Origin of the sequence: Heyndrickxia sp. NPDC080065 (genome assembly GCF_050281185.1) — a bacterium.
Taxonomy (GTDB): domain Bacteria; phylum Bacillota; class Bacilli; order Bacillales; family Bacillaceae_C; genus Heyndrickxia.
This window is the reverse complement of sequence record NZ_JBNNWS010000011.1, coordinates 144,267-161,863: the sequence shown is the minus strand read 5'-3', so window position 1 is coordinate 161,863 and position 17,597 is coordinate 144,267. Positions and strand designations below refer to the sequence as shown.

Annotated in this window: 18 protein-coding genes and 1 pseudogene; 15 read left to right on the top strand and 4 right to left on the bottom strand. The window is 33.8% G+C overall.

The window, feature by feature from the left end:
• Nucleotides 1-289: 289 nt before the first annotated feature.
• The 8 genes from ACQKP0_RS15085 to ACQKP0_RS15050 all read left to right on the top strand — a co-directional run bounded on the left by ACQKP0_RS15085 (nucleotide 290) and on the right by ACQKP0_RS15050 (nucleotide 6,036).
• A complete protein-coding gene (locus ACQKP0_RS15085; protein ID WP_427406681.1) occupies nucleotides 290-736 on the top strand; it encodes a hypothetical protein in 447 nt (148 codons plus the stop codon).
• A 600-nt stretch (nucleotides 737-1,336) separates the two neighbouring features.
• Nucleotides 1,337-2,065, top strand: a complete 729-nt coding sequence (locus ACQKP0_RS15080) for a GNAT family N-acetyltransferase (protein ID WP_427406680.1) — start codon at nucleotides 1,337-1,339, stop codon at nucleotides 2,063-2,065.
• 132 nt (nucleotides 2,066-2,197) lie between these two features.
• Nucleotides 2,198-2,596 (top strand): cytidine deaminase family protein, encoded by a 399-nt coding sequence (locus ACQKP0_RS15075; protein WP_427406679.1) that lies wholly within the window; start codon nucleotides 2,198-2,200, stop codon nucleotides 2,594-2,596.
• Nucleotides 2,597-2,689: 93 nt separating this feature from the next.
• Nucleotides 2,690-3,073: a hypothetical protein gene (locus ACQKP0_RS15070; protein ID WP_427406678.1), complete on the top strand. Its 384-nt coding sequence runs from the start codon at nucleotides 2,690-2,692 to the stop codon at nucleotides 3,071-3,073.
• A gap of 266 nt (nucleotides 3,074-3,339) precedes the next feature.
• Nucleotides 3,340-3,666: an ArsR/SmtB family transcription factor gene (locus ACQKP0_RS15065; RefSeq protein WP_427406677.1), complete on the top strand. Its 327-nt coding sequence runs from the start codon at nucleotides 3,340-3,342 to the stop codon at nucleotides 3,664-3,666.
• An 88-nt stretch (nucleotides 3,667-3,754) separates the two neighbouring features.
• Nucleotides 3,755-4,327: an NAD(P)H-dependent oxidoreductase gene (locus tag ACQKP0_RS15060; RefSeq protein WP_427406676.1), complete on the top strand. Its 573-nt coding sequence runs from the start codon at nucleotides 3,755-3,757 to the stop codon at nucleotides 4,325-4,327.
• 244 nt (nucleotides 4,328-4,571) lie between these two features.
• Nucleotides 4,572-5,042, top strand: a complete 471-nt coding sequence (locus ACQKP0_RS15055) for a hypothetical protein (protein WP_427406675.1) — start codon at nucleotides 4,572-4,574, stop codon at nucleotides 5,040-5,042.
• A 421-nt stretch (nucleotides 5,043-5,463) separates the two neighbouring features.
• A complete protein-coding gene (locus tag ACQKP0_RS15050) occupies nucleotides 5,464-6,036 on the top strand; it encodes an AAA family ATPase (RefSeq protein ID WP_427406674.1) in 573 nt (190 codons plus the stop codon).
• Nucleotides 6,037-6,582: 546 nt separating this feature from the next.
• On the opposite strand, the gene ACQKP0_RS15045 is transcribed toward ACQKP0_RS15050, so the two are convergent.
• Nucleotides 6,583-7,623: a flavin-containing monooxygenase gene (locus ACQKP0_RS15045; RefSeq protein ID WP_427406673.1), complete on the bottom strand. Its 1,041-nt coding sequence runs from the start codon at nucleotides 7,621-7,623 to the stop codon at nucleotides 6,583-6,585.
• A gap of 350 nt (nucleotides 7,624-7,973) precedes the next feature.
• Nucleotides 7,974-9,245 carry an NAD-dependent epimerase/dehydratase family protein gene (locus ACQKP0_RS15040; RefSeq protein WP_427406672.1) on the bottom strand — a complete coding sequence of 424 codons (1,272 nt, stop codon included), beginning with the start codon at nucleotides 9,243-9,245 and terminating at the stop codon, nucleotides 7,974-7,976.
• Between the two features lie 647 nt (nucleotides 9,246-9,892).
• Between ACQKP0_RS15040 and ACQKP0_RS15035 the strand changes: the two genes are divergently transcribed.
• Complete coding sequence (locus ACQKP0_RS15035; protein WP_427406671.1) at nucleotides 9,893-10,402, top strand: GNAT family N-acetyltransferase; 510 nt, start codon at nucleotides 9,893-9,895, stop codon at nucleotides 10,400-10,402.
• Nucleotides 10,403-10,818: 416 nt separating this feature from the next.
• Here the strand turns inward: ACQKP0_RS15035 and ACQKP0_RS15030 are convergent, their stop codons facing one another.
• Complete coding sequence (locus ACQKP0_RS15030; RefSeq protein WP_427406670.1) at nucleotides 10,819-11,091, bottom strand: HU family DNA-binding protein; 273 nt, start codon at nucleotides 11,089-11,091, stop codon at nucleotides 10,819-10,821.
• A 314-nt stretch (nucleotides 11,092-11,405) separates the two neighbouring features.
• Between ACQKP0_RS15030 and ACQKP0_RS15025 the strand changes: the two are divergent.
• From ACQKP0_RS15025 to ACQKP0_RS15005, 5 genes and pseudogenes are all read left to right on the top strand, one after another.
• Nucleotides 11,406-11,474, top strand: a pseudogene (locus tag ACQKP0_RS15025) (Asd/ArgC dimerization domain-containing protein); the annotation flags it as partial.
• Between the two features lie 463 nt (nucleotides 11,475-11,937).
• Complete coding sequence (locus ACQKP0_RS15020) at nucleotides 11,938-12,066, top strand: hypothetical protein (RefSeq protein ID WP_427406669.1); 129 nt, start codon at nucleotides 11,938-11,940, stop codon at nucleotides 12,064-12,066.
• A 481-nt stretch (nucleotides 12,067-12,547) separates the two neighbouring features.
• Nucleotides 12,548-14,125, top strand: coding sequence for a M14 family zinc carboxypeptidase (locus ACQKP0_RS15015; protein ID WP_427406668.1), 1,578 nt, complete (start codon nucleotides 12,548-12,550; stop codon nucleotides 14,123-14,125).
• A gap of 310 nt (nucleotides 14,126-14,435) precedes the next feature.
• Entirely contained in the window at nucleotides 14,436-14,576 is a 141-nt protein-coding gene (locus ACQKP0_RS15010) for a hypothetical protein (protein WP_427406667.1), read from the top strand.
• A complete protein-coding gene (locus ACQKP0_RS15005; protein ID WP_427406666.1) occupies nucleotides 14,573-15,613 on the top strand; it encodes an LAGLIDADG family homing endonuclease in 1,041 nt (346 codons plus the stop codon). Before ACQKP0_RS15010 ends, ACQKP0_RS15005 begins: the two co-directional genes overlap by 4 nt.
• Before the next feature lie 394 nt (nucleotides 15,614-16,007).
• Here ACQKP0_RS15005 and ACQKP0_RS15000 read toward each other — a convergent pair whose 3' ends face one another.
• Nucleotides 16,008-16,571, bottom strand: coding sequence for a hypothetical protein (locus tag ACQKP0_RS15000; protein ID WP_427406665.1), 564 nt, complete (start codon nucleotides 16,569-16,571; stop codon nucleotides 16,008-16,010).
• A gap of 441 nt (nucleotides 16,572-17,012) precedes the next feature.
• On the opposite strand from ACQKP0_RS15000, the gene ACQKP0_RS14995 reads away from it, so the two are divergent.
• Nucleotides 17,013-17,582 carry a tyrosine-type recombinase/integrase gene (locus tag ACQKP0_RS14995; protein WP_427406664.1) on the top strand — a complete coding sequence of 190 codons (570 nt, stop codon included), beginning with the start codon at nucleotides 17,013-17,015 and terminating at the stop codon, nucleotides 17,580-17,582.
• Nucleotides 17,583-17,597: the final 15 nt, after the last annotated feature.

Here is a 17,597-nt window from a genome sequence, read left to right as displayed (position 1 = left end):
TTGGAAGTGAGGCTTTTTACTTAGAATGGTATAGGCGAGATAAAGAAACTTGTTTGCCAAGCAATTACAATAACCTTGTAGGGGTTTTCCCTCTTTTCTTTTTCTGTATGGAAAGCGACAATACACAAAGACTTGAGTTTCACACAGTGTGAAGCTTTATAATTCATTTATGGCGAACTTAGATGATATCCATTTGATTCGTAATTCACTAGGGGAAGTTATCTGTATTTCACATTAGTATTAACAGGAAGCTATTTTCTATACTGAAGAATTAGAAACGATTGTCCTAATGAAGGAAGAGGAAGATACTCTGCATATTTTTGATATCATTTCATTAACTGCACCAAATGTTGAAACTGTATTAGCAAACCTCATTTTATTTATCGTTACTTTTTTTACTCATATCGGTATAGAAGCATACCGTTTGCAAATGATTCCTGCTTATTTATCACCTGTAGTTTTAGGAGCTTACTATGGCTTGGCTCGTCGTAAAAAACAAAAAGGAGGACGCATTTATTTATGTATCACTGTTACATTACCTTTAATTATGCCTATGATTAATTTTGAAAAACCAACAGGTTCTTATGCAGTTGGCACAACAGTATATCACTGGGTAGATTTAAATCGAGAGGAATGGTATACAAAAAAACCTAAAGATAAACGAGAGTTAATGGTCCAATTGTGGTACCCTGCAAAAGATGATGGAAGCAAACCATTAGCATCTTATATTACGTGAAGGAGATTGCGACCCTAAAGAAACACACCAAATCATTAATGAATTTAGCTTGGCATTTTTCAACCGATATATTAAGGAATTTGATGACGGTCAAGCATTGGAAAAACTCGCGAAGAAATATTCAAAAGTGAATTTCACTTACACTAATCCAAAGTAAGTATCTCTCGCTTCTACCGGAGGTTTCTTATTTACTGTAAAATGCAGATTTATTCGATATTTTTGATCAAATTTTACTTTATTCCAACAGCAGGAAGTCTGATTGCCGCATAGTATCAATGATGTCGGGTAATGACGATAAAGGTAAGGCAGGAGTTACTTCGACATCAATCTAACAAGGGACACATTTACTACACACGGAGGTAGAAGAAGAATTGGAAACAAAACTTGCTACGAATGATACCATATTTTAGAAAGCAAGTTCTCGAACTACTTAGCGAGTTGTCAATTTTATAGAAGGTAAAACATATGTAGTATTCAAATTAGTATAGTTATGGGTTGATGAACATTATCGACATCACGGTTTAGAAAAAAATATAATAGAAAAATTCAGAGTTTTTATGGTACTATTAAACAGAATATCAATTACGGGAGGTAATAAGTATGTCTTTATTTCCTCAAACGATAACTGACTTTTGGCGAGGACAATTCTTGAACGGAGACGTTCTCTATAGCGATGAAGTTTTTACTGTCGCCATCAATCCTAATCTGAGCGAAGACAGTCGAGTCATGGTTCTAGAAACCTCCGACGGCCGGGTTATGGCGGTCCTGACGCCTGCTATGGCAGATAAGATAGGCCTACATCAAGGACAAGATCTGTCTGAGCGGACCTTCCGCCAGAAATTGAATGAAGCGGGAGTCACTCTGCATGGCGCAGATTATCTTTTTTATTTTTCAGAAACAGATAAAAAGGTTTTACTACAAGAGAACTTGGATGGTGGCTTACGCCAATTAACAGAGGAAGATGACACTGTTTTCTCCGAGTTCCAGTCCTCTGCCTCAGAACAAGACTTGGATGATGCTTATGTGGAATTGGATCACTGGGCGGTGTTCGGCTCTTTTGATCAAGACCGCCTGGTCAGCGCCGCCAGCATGTATCCCTGGGAGAATTCACAAATTGCGGATCTCGGTGTACTGACTCTGGCTCCTTTTAGAGGAAAAGGTCACGCCCGCAAAGTGGTACGTGCAATCTGCAAATACGCCTGTAATCAGGGATATGAACCCCAGTACCGATGTCAGCTTGATAACCAGGCATCTGCGTTGCTTGCTAAAGCAGCGGGTTTGACACTTTTTGGAAAGTGGGATGTGATTTCTCCTGACTCCACTGATTGAGCATTTCATCGACAGTCAATTTGATTAATTTAAAAATAACCATTGAATTTTAAACAACTTAATTGTTTCACACATTCCAATTGATACTTCCTAATAGAAATTAATATACCAAAAAGGATGGAGTTATAATTTATGAATCATAAAGAGTTAAAAAAGATCGCAACTACAATTACTTCACCAACAGAATTAAATGATTTTGTAGCGTACGGAGGTGTTGGTGCAGCCATTGAAACCGTAGATGGTAATATATATACAGGGATTAGCTTAGATACAGCTTGTTCTATGGGTTTTTGTGCAGAGCATGCAGCCGTTGCAGACATGTTGAAACATGGTGAGTATCAAATAAAAGCTTTTGTAGCAGTGGACACCGAAGGAAATGCTGTTCCTCCATGTGGAAGGTGCCGTGAATTGATCAGTCAGCTTTCAAAAGAAAATTTAGAAGCTGTTGTAGAGGTTGAAAATGACACGTTTGTTTTATTGAAAGAAATTTTACCGTATGATTGGAAAACCAATCGAGGTAGAGAGTGGTAATTGTTAATTCAGTATTTAATTTTAAATAATTTTAGAGATAGGTATTTTTGAATATTTCTAAAATCAGTTAAGCTATTAAGGTGGGCTATAAACATGATGAATAAAAACTATAATATTCTTGAAATATACAATGATTATACTGATTTACAACAAGAAAAGCTAATCGAACTCAAACAATTGATTATGAATGTTGCTAATAATTTGGGAGATATAACTATTCAAGAGAATTTAAAGTGGAAACAATTATCTTTTTCATCCAAAAACGGTACACCTATTAGAATCGATCGTTTTTCAGAATCACAAATAGGTCTTTTCGTACATTGTCAAACAACTTTAGTTGAAGAATGGAGAGAACTATTTGGTAACTCTCTAGACTTTTCTAAGAACAGAGTAATCTTACTTTCAGTTAACAGTGAGCTACCAATTGAAGAATTAACAATTTGTATTCAAATGGCGTTGACTTATCATAAAAAATAAAGATATTAAAAAACTCGTTCAACCCTAATATTTTAATTATATTTTGATTTATATAAAATAATGTAATTGATGATTCTTCTATGCCGGGGAACGTTGAAAAAAAGAGTGGACAAATACGTCTGCTTTTTCGAGGTTCGGTGGGCGCTAGAGGCTGTTTTGACGTTTGAATATATGCTTTCATACAATATTTAAATAGATTTCTCAATCTTTAGATTTGACATGTGCATGTTCATGCATATATTATATGTACAGGTGGTGAGACAAAAATGAGTAGGGATGAAAAACTTAAATGTTCAAACGAAATTAATAATGCTATTGATTTTGACTTTTATAAAACATTATTTGATCCTGTTAGAATTGAAATTATTAGATATTTAGCTGTTTATGGAGCGAAAAATATAACTGAAATTGCTGAAAATCTCCCACAGGATAGATCGGTTATTTCAAGACATTTAGATTTAATGCATAGATTTGAAATCGTTTCAAAAACTAAAATAGGCAGAAATATTTTCTACGATGTAAATAGCAAAATGATATTTGATAAGTTTAAATTTACGACTGATCAATTAGAAAAACTCTTAAATAATTGCTAACCTTGAGTTTTTCTGCTCAATAGGTGCAAACGTGTGCACCAAAACATATTTGGTAACCGCCTTAATTAAAAGGTAAAGGAGAAAAAGTATGAAAACTATAATATATGTTCACCCATGGGATGGAAGTTATAATCATGCAATTTTATCTAAAGTAGTAGATACATTTAAGGAAAGAAATAAACAGTTTCAATTGATTGATTTGTATCAAGATAAGTTTGATCCAACTTATCACGCAAGTGAGTTGAAATTATATTCGAAGGGTAAGTATGGTAATGAATTAGTGGGTAAGTATCAGTCAATGTTAAAGTCTAGTAATGAGGTAATTTTTATATTTCCAATCTGGTGGTATAATGTTCCAGCTATATTAAAAGGATTTCTAGATAAAGTACTTCTAAAAGATTTTGCTTATATTGAAAATAAGAATGGAACAATGAAAGGGCTACTAAATAATATCCATTCAGTAAAAGTTATCACAACCGGCCAAGCTCCTAAATGGTATATTCAATTTTTAGGAGGTAATGGTATAAAAAAATCTTTTATTAATGCTACATTGAAAGCTGTAGGAATGAAAAACATTCAATGGATACACTGTGGATATGTATCTATAGGTAAGAATAAAAATCGGGTGAAATTTTTAAATTCATTACCTACCAAACTATAAATTTGTTTTAAAAATATAGTGGAGAAGACTACGAAAAAATCACATGCAAAATGTTCGAGTTTTAATGAAGACTTATTGTACCAGATGTCATCTTTTAGGCTGGGAACATATTAAATTACTAGGAGAATACCATTTCAATTCGGTGAAAATGGTCTAATTGGATTCTTTTAGACGACTGAACATTTCTTAACGTTGTTAAAAACTGGGGAGTCGTCTTGATCCGCATTTTCCTTTTACGATATTCTTGGTTGAATATCACTTTAACACAACTGGATGGAAAAACAGGCTGGAACAAGAGTTCAAAGATTCTTATGGTGGCAGATACAAGATTAAGAATCTTGACAAGATAATCCTACCAGGAAAATCTAATAAAAAGGTAGAAAAGTTGTTTCCAATGATTCGCTATGAGAAAGGAATTACTAAAAGTAAAATAATTTTTAATTCTGAAATAGGTAATTCAAGTGAAAAACTAGTGTCACTCAATAATAGTTCGTTGAATTTTGAAATATATATAGTAGACCAAGCTATAAAAGGAATGCAGCCTACATTCAGGAAATTTTGTACGCTTAGCAAAAACGATACTAAAAAAGCCAAATACCTGTACCTTAAGGAATTTGGCTTTTGCTATAGTATTAATTTTTATTTAAGCGTCTTAGTTGAAATAACGGGTAATCTATTTGAATCGGTAATTGATCTTGTATGCCACGTTCTCTAAATTTATCACTTTCATCAAAAAATAAAGCTCTATAATAACGTTTGTGTTAATCCTACCTCGAAGTATGCCTTTTATGTTTGGATAATCATTTGGAGAGTAAATGGTATATAATTTTGCATCACTTATATCTCTTAGACACTCCACATGTGTAGCATGCACCATTTAGTTTGTAGTGAAAACGGGCCCCGTAATAGAATTAATATCCAAATTCCATAGGGATTGCATAAGACTTAAACATATAAAGGAGAGTTTTTCTTTTTTGCTTCAACATTCGTTCTCCATATCCATGGCGATGTTTTTTGAAAATTTATTTTTACGTTGCAATTGTTGAAATTAATTTTCGTTTGATTGATTAAATAATATTATAAATGAATTATATTATGTACATTCAAAGCTAAAAATCGAAGGAGGAGACTTCTATATGACTAATAATAAATTATATAGAGATGATTTTTTTGTAATAACTGGTGGACCTGGTTCCGGTAAAACTACAGTATTGGAAGAAATACAGAAAAACGGCTATAAGTTCGTTGCTGAAGTAGCAAGAGAAATCATTCAAACACAGGTTTCTTCTAATGGTGATTCACTACCTTGGAAGAATGTAAAGAAATATCGGGATCTAATGTTAGATAAATCAGTGGATAGTTATCTATCAGCAGTATCGAATCCTATAAACCAACCCTTGTTTTTTGATAGAGGCATTCCAGATACACTTGGCTATTCACACTTAATTAATCTCCCAATTTCAGAAAAACTTGAACATACAGCTCGGAAATACAGGTATAACAAACATGTTATGATATTACCACCTTGGGAAGAAATATATATTAATGATCAAGAAAGAAAACAGGATTTTGACGAAGCAGTAGAAACTTATTATGTAATGATTGATACTTATAAACAACTTGATTATGAACTAATTGAAGTTCCTAGAATGGGGATTAAACAAAGAGCAAACTATATTATTGAGAATGTTTTACATAACTTTATATAAAATATAAAATATTATTCCACAAAAATATAAACTACTATGTCAAAAAAATCCGCCAAAAGGTGAATATAAACGTTTCAAATGGGATTGGCGTGATGAATTCCAATTTGAGAGGACCAAAAAGGGAATATAATGCTTAAAATTCTGCAAAAAGTTGTCACTTTCTGAAATAATTTGTTTAAATGATATAATATAATTAACAACAAACGACAGATATTTTTTATTAGCAATGAAAAAATAGAAAGGAGCCTTCCAAATGATGACTTTGACTCGGACTAAACCAAGAAAATATAGAATAGGCAAAACTAATTCTATAGTTGAAAATAGATTCCTTTGTTGACATTCTTTTTTCATGTTTTAAGTGAAAAAGAGTATCCCAAGGAAAAGCTATGGTCGTCTTTTCCTTGGGATTTTGTATATGTTGATGAATAATCTAGGTTGATATAATGTTGGTACTTAGAGCAACAGTTAAGAAGAGATTATTAATGAAACTAATATGTATAGGGTGGACAATCAATTATCAATTACGCCAAGGCGAAATTGAAAAACTTAAATCATCTTTTTCAGAACCGAATATAAAAACTCAGCATCTTTTCCTACTCCACAAATAAGTGCCGATCCTCTTTGATGTTGCCACGGTAGTCCAATATAATATAACCCTTGTGTTGGACTCACACCTCTTTTATGAAGAGGAAAACCATTTGCATCTAAAATTCCCTCTATGTCTATCCATTTGTAGTCAGGAACAAATCCTGTTGACCAAATAATATTTTGCACGTTTCTTTTACTATGATCGCTAAAAGTTATTTCTCTTCCTTGTGTTTGTATGACTCTTGGTTTAATATTAATTTTCTCTTTACGAATCAGATGCTTTAATTCAAGACCAAAAATAGGGTCACTTTGTTTTCGAAACCATGATCCGCGCCTTGTATCAGTTCCTGCATATAAGAGACCAATCTTTTCTAACCAGTAAAAAATGCTTTTGCCCATAATATTAAGTGGTAAAAATTTAAATGAATGGCTAATAGCAATGGTTACTTCCCTCTTTTCTGCAAGTTCAGTCGCAATTTGCGTACCAGAATTTCCTCCTCCAATCACAAGAACAGGACCATCTGGAATCATCTCAGGTGATTGGTATTGGGAAGAATGAATTTGAAACACCTCTTGTGAAAGACTTTGGGAAATTGAAGGAATGAATGGCCTCTGAAAAGCACCAGATGCGATGATAACATGTTTAGAATGAAATATCCCCTTATCGGTAAAGACTTCAAATGTACTTTTTATTTTTTGTACTTTAAGTACAGTTGTCTCCATTTTCACCGGTAACAAAAAACGGTTAGCATATGCTTCAAGATAATCCGCGATTTCATCCTTTGTAGGCAATGCGTTTCCATCTCCTTCCAATCTCATCCCTGGCAGTGAACTATATGATTTAGGTGTAAATAGGATCAAGGAATCATACCTATTTCTCCATGTATCTCCAATTCTTTTTTCTCCATCAAGTATTACAAAATTATAGCCTCCTTGTTGCAAATAATACCCCATACTTAATCCAGCTTGGCCAGCACCAATAACAATAATATCTAACATCTCTTTATCTCACTTCCTATTTTAATATTAATACATGATTATCTATTCATATATTCATATATTCTTGTTCATTATAACAATTTCTTCTTACACGTCAAGTAGTTTTCATCAATAGTTCGGAGGTAAATAAATAACTAGGTATAGAAGTAATCTATATACCCAGTTATTTTTTTTTATACAATCGTAACCATATACGATTATAACTATACGAGAATGGACCGAGTCGATGTAATGAGGAGAAGTAGATGCTTTAAAGGGTCATCAATCATGCGTAAACTCCCATATCAGGTTCATAACTAGCGTTTCTTCCAAGGTAATCCATTCATTTCATCGAGGATTTCACCGTCTTCTCATGAAAATTGATTAGTACTGATCACACCAGCTTTACGTAATTCATTGAGCGTCGCATCGTCATTATCATGATCATGATCAATCTCCTCTGGCAAATGGGCCAATTCCCATTCAATTGTTTTTTTTAATCCTTCCTTAAAGGAGAAAGTTTCTCGGTAGCCTAGTTCCTCCCGAACTCGACTGGATTCGACGATGATATTTTGTTGTGTGCGCAAGGGGATACCTAGCTCATCTGGAAGGTGCCCGGATGGGACTTGGATGATTTCACCCTGCCAATCCAGCTGATCACCAATAGCCTGAATGAAATCTAGCATCGTTCTAGTCTGCAGCTCTGCTATGTTGTAGATGCGTCCCGCTGCACGCTCATTCGTAATAGCTAACGCAATACCATAAGCAACATCTTCCACATATCCGTGTGACCAATGCCAATTTGCATAACCTTCATCCAGTAAAATAAATGGACGGTCATTATGCAATGGTTTTAATTTGAAATAATGAAACAGTCTATGCTGCGGATCGTTTGGTCCGTAAACTGCAGGTAGGCGTACAACGGTTGCTGTTAGGTAAGGGTCGTTCATGACTATCTCTTCTAGAGGGATTTTGTCATAACGATTGCACCAATCATCGGGATTCTTGGCAGGGTCTTGGTATGGGTAACGATTGTTTCTAACTGCAGAATCTTCCGAAATCGGCAACGGTTCTAACGGTCCATTGTCAGCCTGTCTGACTACACCATAGGCACGATAAACATCCTGACTACTGATCATCACAAGCCGTTTCGTAATGCCGCGGAATGTATGCAATATTGGCTCGATATCTGTTTCTGTGTAAGCGATCATATCTACTACAACATCGGGAGACAAGGATTGAAATGCCGCCTTATGTTGCTCCAAGTGCATTTTGTCCCCATATATATGCTTTACAGTGAAAGGCAGGTCGACTTCAGTTTTGCCACGATGGAATAAGGTAATATCATGATAACCCATATCATGAAGTTGGCGAATTACGTATGGCCCGATAAAATTAGTTCCTCCAATAATAAGAATTTTCATTCTGGATCCCTCTACTTTCCATTGTTTGTCACTTATTATAACACTGGATTTCTTAGAGAAAGCAAGAACTATTTGAATAAAAGAACTGAACAGAAATTTTAGAAACAGGAGATTAATCGAAGGGGTAGACTGATTTACAGCTAAGATACCCATATTTCTCTTTATCGAGAAATTTACTACAATAGAAAACATAAATGTATTGTCATAAAAAATAGCCAAAGCTTTTTTAGATTGTGCCTATGATCAAGTAAAGGCTTGGGGTGTCCTTTTTTCAGGAAAAATCTTGAGGTTCACAATGTGTGAAGCTTTATAATATTCTTTTACGGGCAGTAAGACTTCCACCTCAAAATTCAACGAAAACAGAGAAAGTAGGTGGGGCTACCCGTTAAAGCCCGATTAGTGAAAACTAATAATCAGTTGGAATGAAAAAACCCCACTGATTTTTAGTTTTCACTACATAATGAAATACACCAAGGCGAAATTGATTTAAGAGATAATAAATGAGTATTAATTTCTTAGACAATCAATAAGGGGAAACTAGATTGGAAATTGAAAAAATTTGAATATGAAATAATGGTCAATTAATAACTAAAAAACAACAATTATTAGTAGAATGCTTTACAGAAGATTATCCAAAAGATAGTATTTACTTTAAGCAATTACCTCATTTTAGGTTCATAGCAATCGATGACAAAAATCAACTTGTTGGACAAGTGGGCTTGGATTATAGAGTAATGAACTTAAACGGGAAACCTATATGGGTTCTTGGCATAATCGACTTATAAAGCAAAAGTGAGGAAAAATGCAATTTGGTTGAGACAATAGAATTTATTATAAAGCGTCTTAGATAAAGGAGAAATGTGATTATGAACGAAAGTGAGTTTGATAAAATTTTCGCGCTTATGGAAGTATCATTCCCAGAAAGCGAGCGAAGAACTTATGGGGGACAGAAGGAGCTAATGGCCGATCCACATTACCGTCTCATTACGGAATCGGATAACAACAACCAAATTGTAGCTTTTTTAGCTGCATGGGAATTTCCTTTGTTCCGATTTGTGGAACATATTGCTGTCAATCCAATTATGCGTGGAAGTGGAGTAGGTGGAAAAATGATGACTGCGTATTTGGAAGAGTTAAAAAAGCCTGTTCTATTGGAAGTAGAGCATCCTGACACGGAATTGGCACAACGGAGAATAGGCTTTTATGAGCGATTGGGTTTTCACCTCAATCCTTTCGAATATGTACAGCCTCCTCTTCAAAAAGGACAAGATAATTTACCGCTTAAACTCATGAGCTATCCTCAACTTTTAACGGACGAGGAGTTTATTCTTTATAGAGAAACCTTGTATAGAAATGTATATAAGATAAAGGATTAACATTACTTCTTATATCCATAAATAAATCGAATCCAATTTTGAAGGAAAACATTTTGTGATTTTTCATTCAATGGAGGAGGGAGTAAGGATACTAGAATAAAATTTTTTGAGGAAGCAAATTATATCTATACCATATATATAGGTTTTAATGACAGTATAAGTTATGCTCATAGTGCTTTATATGACTGGGCTCATACGAATGGGTATCAATTTGATGTCCCTTATGTGGAAAAATATTATACAGTTGAATATTAACAAGTTTGATTGTGAGGCTTTCCTTGAGGAAGTCATTTTAACAAAAAAATTGAATAAAGTAATGGAACAATAAAAAGCCGCATTTAACTAAAAATAAATGCAGCTTTTTTATTACAGTTAATACCAAATATATCTATTACCGCATAAGATGGACTTACTTTTTATTTCACGATTTCTTTTAATGATTTACCTGGTTTAAATGCAGGCATTTTACTAGCTGCTATTTCAATCTCTTCACCAGTTTGGGGGTTCCGTCCTTTACGAGCGGCACGTTCACGAACTTCAAAGTTACCAAAACCGATTAGAGAAACTTTATCTCCGTTTTTAAGAGCTGTTTCAATTGTGCTAAATAAAGCGTCAACCGCTTTAGTAGCATCTTTTTTAGTCAGTTCTGTTGCTTCGGCAACACTATTAATTAGATCAGTTTTATTCATTTTATTCTCTCCCATTTAACAAAATTTCCAATCAAACAAATGACTGTACATTATTTTTATCACATAAGATAGCATGTTCGCAAATTTACTATCTTAATTTAAGAGTTTTTTCTTACCTTCTGGATTTATAGAATAGTTAGAATGCGGATGAGAACCGCCATCTGGTTTATATAAAGCGATCTATTCTTTACTTTGACTCTATTCATTCATCCATGGGCCCTTCTGCTCTTCTAAAAGCGTAAGGAAAGATTGCAACACGGGGGATACCCGTCTAATTTATGATAAATAGCATGACTCTTTATAAATAATGGTGTTCAAAAGGTTTCCATCTTTGGATTGTATCAGATAACTTGTTAAAAAGAGCGGCTTGGAATTCGGTTTAGATTGCAGAGACAATGGTGGAGGAAGACAGGATTTATTATCTTGACCATACTATGTGCTTGTATGCAATAAGATAAAAACTAAGGGATAAAAATAAACAATATCATAATAAAATAAACCAGAATATTGTCTAGTGTTTATATGAACTAAATTAAAAGGAGCTTCTAAATACCAATAAAGGCGATTAGGGAGTTCCTTTTGACATGAATATGTCACTGGATTTGGTATGACCATAAAAACTAACCAAATTTTTCAAGGGCTGACTTTACTTAGATTAGTAGAGAATTGATGAAGATACTTTTTGGCGCTAACAATATCCACCACCTTAAAGACTTTGCCCTCTTATTTATCATTTTTGTATAGATAATACAAAAAAACATGAGGTTCACACTGTGTGAAGCTTTATAATGTGGCAATACCCTTCATGGTAAAAATATTAATAAAATTCTTTTTGAGGTAATGTATATGAATAGCCTAAATAATCAAGTAGCACATGCTACGATTAGACAATTATTTAACAATCTCTCACCAAATGATTCAGGTTGTGCATATATTGCGAGTTTCGATGATTGTGTAACTACCAGATACCAGTAATTGAAAAAGGTATTCAAACTATAGCTTTAAAAATTAATTAGAAATCAATCACTTATAACAGCAAAATGAATCCCTCATTAAATTGGTGATAAGGAGATAAGGCGGAATTATTTCATTGATTGTAAAAATAAGAACTTGGGATTGAATTATCAGGAAGGTTTATTCAAGAAAAAAATATAATACAATTAGTTGTTAAATGTAGTAAGGCAATTAACGAAGTTTCAGTTGATGATGAAGATGGTAATCTTCTATCAGCACCCGAAAGGTACTGAATATAAAAAAACAGAAGGATACCTTTAGTGAGACAATATAAGAAGATAGAATTTGTTAACCATTTAAGAAAACCACCTAATACCCGTAAGTCACTCCTTCCTCTTATAAAAATCCCAATAAAATCCTAAATAATCTAGATCCTCTTATTCTTTCTATGCTATAATTAATTTTCAAATTTTAGTAGATTAATAGAATCGAAGGTGAATAAATGAAGAAACTAACTTGGATGACGATATGTATTCTTTTGATCGCTCTTTTTCCCTTACAACAAACGAATGCTGCTGTTCTTAACCCTAACAAGATGAATACTTATGAGCAATTATCGAAGGATGTCAAACTGTTATCTCAGAAATACCCTTCCATTATTTCTGTTCGTTCCATTGGTAAAACACCTTATGGACGTACGATATGGGCAGTCAAGCTTGGGAAGGGTGATGCAACGCTGCTAATAAATGCAGCACACCATGCGAGGGAATGGCCAACGACAAACTTAACGATGAAAATGATTGAGCAGTATGCGAACGCCTATATGAAAAATACAAACATTTCAGGATATTCTGTGAGAAATGTGTTAAATCAAACCTCGATTTGGTTTGTGCCAATGGTTAATCCTGATGGCGTAACGTTGCAGCAAAAAGGTGTCAATGCCTTTCCGCAAAAGGTACGTAAGTCACTTATTGCCATGAATGATGGCAGTACTAATTTTAAAAGATGGAAGGCAAATGCCCAAGGGATTGATTTAAATCGTCAATATCCTGGTGGGTGGTATAAAAGCTCCATTAAACATAGCTGGTATATGAACTACTCTGGTACACGTCCTCTTCAAGCTCCTGAGGCAAAGGCGATGTACGATTTTACGATGTGGGTAAATCCAGAGACAGAAGTATCTTATCATTCTAGTGGACATATTTTATATTGGGGATATAAACAAACTGGAAGCCAGTACAAACGGGATCTTTCCATAGCTAATAAATTACATAATATAACAGGATATAAGATTGTGAAACCAACTCCAAATCAAAAAGGCGGAGGCTTTACGGATTGGTTTACATACACATTGAAGAAACCAGGATTTACTCCTGAAATCTCGTCCATTGTGAATAACTCAAACCCGCCATTAAGTATTATGGGGGATGAATGGAACCGTAATAAGAAGGTGGGTCTTTACCTGGCTTCCTTAAGCAGTTCATACTGGGAAAAACGTTTAACACAGGTCAAAAAAGTGATTACAACATTTAGCGAAAAACGAATATATAATCGTCCAGAGAAGGAACAAGCGACTAATCAAACACTTCCAGCTGGTACTTATCAGGTGAATGCTACAAAGAGTGGTTGGTATCGTATTTCAAATCCGAAATTAGGACCAATTTGGATTGATGGAAAGCATGTATTGAATGGTGCTCCAAAAAATATAGATGAAACGGTATTGATCAATCAAGATACAACGGTGAAGGATGAACCAACAACAAACTCACATGCTACAGCGATTGGTGTTCAAGTAATTAAAGCTGTACAAACGTGGGGATCTTATATAGGTATTCGAACACAAAGTGGACTAAAATGGATATCTTCTAAAAATGTAACACGAAATTATAATCCAACATCTACTCAAATCACTTTAACAGTAGATGAAAATGTGGATACTTATTCCTATCCGACTACTCGTGCTGAAAAAGTGGGCTCCATTCAGGCAGGAACAACCGTTAAAAGTATCGCTATCTGGAATGGATGGATACAAATAAAAACAGGGCATACTACAGGTTGGATAAAATGGGATGAAAAGTAAGGATAAGGAGTATACTCCTTATCCTTTTTGTGTCTTTAAAAATAACTTATCGCTTGGTTTCCGAATTGCTTCCAGCATTCGATGAAGGATTTCATCGATAGTTTTTTATTTTTCTTGCAGTCAAGAGCTAGGAGTTAAAAAGATTCCTTGCTTTTTTTAATTTGGCATCTTAATATTTATTGTAAACAAGAACATTTGTTTGTATAATTAAGTTAGGATATAAATATGAGATAATAATGTAGTTATTGTACATCAGGTATTATATCAATTAACAAAATTAATTATATATAGGTAACAGGGAGGAGTAATTATGCCAAGAAATCTAGGCATAACAGACGAAAGTATCATTAAGATGTACAAAAGCGGGATGGCGTTCAAAGAGATGATTCCTATAATCGGACTTACAGACCGTGCTATTCGAAATGTTTGTACAAGCATGGAGTGGAAATGAATCGAGAGCAATCGTCAGGACAGCCACGAAAGCATAAAGTTAATGAAGATTTCTTTAAGGTGTGGTCACATGATATGGCTTGGGTTTTAGGGTTATTTGTGACAGATGGACATGTAAGTAATCACCAGCACAGTATCTTCTTTTCTCAGAAGGATGAAAGGATCCTCCGATTGGTATCGAAATACATGAAGGCAGATTATGTTTTAGCACCTAATGGTCCAACGAAATCGACACCAACATTAATTATTAATTCAAAGGAAATCAAAAAAGATCTTGAAGGATTCGGTATCTATGCGAAGAAGTCACTCACGGTTCCATTTCCCCAAGTTCCACAGGAATTTTTATCATCCTTTGTAAGAGGGGTAATTGATGGGGATGGGTGGGTAGGAAGAGAAGGTTATGAGATGAATGTTACTTCAGGCAGCTTGAATTTTGCACAAGGTCTCTTATCAGTCTTTCAATCATGGAAATTGAAATCTGGGATTACGATACAAAAAGGAGTAAAAGGTAACCCGATATATCGTATATGGGTAAAAGGGAAATCCGACCTTCCCAAACTTTCTAAAATTATTTATAGCAATGAAAGTTCTGATAATTTTCATATATATAAAAGAGTCTATATGACCCAGCATTCGGATAATCCCTATGTTATTGAAGACAACATTAGTGTACCTAGATGGAAATTAGAAAATGGAAAAATAGTTCATAAAACAATCAGTTTAAGAACACCTTTCAGAACAAATATAAGTCAAGCAATTTTACAGTCATTAAGCGTAATCGCACAAGAATATGATACAAATATTAATCATTTATTAGAAAATGGTTTAGAAAATCTTCTGCTTCAAAATGTTAATACAAATTTTACAATAACAAGACCTGCTGATCGAATTCAATACAAAACAACATATGATAAAGAGTTACTAGATAATGTTAAGCTGTTTGCTAAAAAACATAAATTATTTATGAATGAAGTAATTGAATATAGTGTGAATTTTATTGATTATAAAAAATTGATTACTATGAAAAGTAGGAGATAGAGATAAATTTACTAACTATTTTATTTTTTTAATTCTAGTTTACATAATATATATACAAAGGACATATTTCGGTGAATTGTGCGAAGGTTACATAATAAGTTGTCTAAATTTCGGGAGTTATGTAGAAGTGCATTAATAATAAGGATTTTAATAAATCCTAATATCAAAATAATACTCTTTACCATTTAAGGTTGCCATTATAAAATTTTTCCATTCAAAGTAGCAAAATTTTTAGTTTAATTTTTCTTACTTGGTCAGGTACAAAAATAACTGATTGATAACGAGCATTACCGGTAGGTATTGCTTTTTTCTTCTACGATTAACTATAATATTGGAAACGAAAAGACAAACATAATAAGAATGAATGTTTTCAGTAGTTCAACAGCTACCGCTATTATGTTCTTCCAAACCTAGTCGTGTTTTTAAAGATTTTTTGCCAAAGTTGTTGCAAAAGTTCTTTTTGTATCTCCTCAACACCTTTTTTAATAATAGGATCAGAATCTTTTGCTGGCCTACTACCTCTTATATTATTGAATTTCCAGCCTACTAATCGCACATTTCCATCAAAATAACCAATATTGTTGTCAATTCGATCTGGAGATACACGCAAGGCACTTCCTTTTTTAAAGTTCATCTGGAGACCGGTAATGGCACATTTGCCCTCTTGTTGTTCCCAAATTTCTTCCAATTTTTGTTCCCAATTGATATTCTCATCGCAACCATTCCGTGAACGACTCATTCTATATGCCAAAACATGGAAATAGTTATTTTCTCTAAAAATATCATTATTAAAGTGACGACATTCCTTGCATTCATGTCTTAAACGACCTCTAGAATTATCCATCAAAAAATGGGTAAGTGGTTTCCAAGAATCTTCATTATCACGACATAAGATCCCGGTACAGGTTTTTCCTTCAATCCCGTTTCTCAAAGTAATTTCCGTTTTTCTTCCTCTCAATTTCATCACCTCATATGTATCTTGAGATGTTTAAGGTCTTTTTATACAAAAATTGTGGAAATATTCCTGTTTATTACAAGGGGGGCTTTTAATTGTTTTTAAAATTATGATATGTGATAGTATGCCAAGTTAAAGGGAGTCTTCTTTACACGATTAAGTCTACTTGATAAGTGGAATTTCAATTATTTTCCATGAATTGAAAATTTGTTTGTTCGCAATAACATTCCGGTTTTTAATATAACTCCAAAAATTTTACATCACTTCTATATCGGGTATTTTTGTTGAGAATGTATGAATTTGTTTAAAATCATACATTCATGGCACTGTTAATATTGCGTTTGTCCATTTTTTGGATTATAATGAAAATATAACAAAAAATCGTACATTCAAAATATTGATTTAATAGCGTTGTCATTACTTGTAGAGAAAAGAGGATAAAAAATGAATCAATTGAAAGATGTACAGCCAATTAGAGATAAGCAACAGCTGGAGGACATGCGATGGGCATTACGAAGACATTGCTCAGAACGGGATTACATTCTTTTTGTATTAGGTTGTGAAACTGGGTTACGAGTAGGTGACTTACTTAAATTAAAAAGAAAACAAATCGTAGAACTGAAATGTAGGAAACAAAAGATGTTAAAAGTGAAGGAGGGGAAAACCCAAAAGATTAGGGAAATATATATTGGAAATTGTTTTGCAGAAGTCTTTAAGTATGCTTCAGAATTAGAAAGTGAATGGCTTTTCCCTTCAAGAAAAGGAAGCAAAGCAATCACTCCTACCCAGGCATACCGTCAATTAAATAATGCAGCTGACTTTGCTGGGGTGGAAAGCGTCGGTAATCATACTTTACGTAAAACGTTTGGGTATTGGTTTTATAAGGCTACAAAGGATATTGCAATGCTTCAGGGAATCCTAAATCACTCTCATCCATCGATAACGCTACGCTATATAGGAATTACCGAAGAAGAGACAAATAATGTTCTAAAAAATTTCAGTGTTTTCAATTGAAAAATTCACAATGGA